The following is a 570-nucleotide window of genomic DNA, read 5'->3' on the forward strand; positions in this document are numbered from 1 at the left end:
AGAATCAGTGTGGCCATATACAGCCCCCACAGGTAGACCAGCAGCGGCTGATCACCCACCAGGGAAAAATTGTGGCCGCCACCTACGCCACGGTCTGCAACAATATCCTTACGCCCTTTCAGGTACGGATAGAGCCTGGCCTTGCACTGCCATGACAGCGTTGCCATTTTCCCGGAACGGATAAAAGACTCAATATCAGAGCTGCTGGTCACGCCGAATTGGTCGATGGTGGTAATGGTGTCAGTACTGCGATCGAATGATGTAAATTTCTCCATTAGGTTTCGTACCTGTATGAAATTTATAGATCGCTTACATCACTTGCAGCACAAGGGAAGTGGCCATTCGACAGCCCGGACAACTGAATAGGCTACCGTTATCGGGATACCACACCCGGCTAAAAAATGATAAAGCTGTTGATCTACCGTTCAACCTCCTCTGGGCTGCACGGAACATCCGACGTGGGATTATGGGTTAACAGGTTGTATACCGGTTTATCCACGGATTTTGTGGATAACTGGGAAGCTCTCAGTCAGGCAACTCGATCTTCCAGTAATCCATATTACGTACCCG

General features: G+C 49.5%; 1 protein-coding gene. It reads right to left on the minus strand.

The window, feature by feature from the left end; genetic code table 11:
• On the minus strand, window positions 1–275 hold a 275-nt coding region (locus tag AK963_RS30435; protein ID WP_139117841.1), incomplete at its 3' end, for a hypothetical protein.
• Between the last annotated feature and the right edge of the window lie 295 nt (window positions 276–570).

Source organism: Endozoicomonas atrinae (assembly GCF_001647025.1).
In the GTDB taxonomy this organism is placed as follows: domain Bacteria; phylum Pseudomonadota; class Gammaproteobacteria; order Pseudomonadales; family Endozoicomonadaceae; genus Endozoicomonas; species Endozoicomonas atrinae.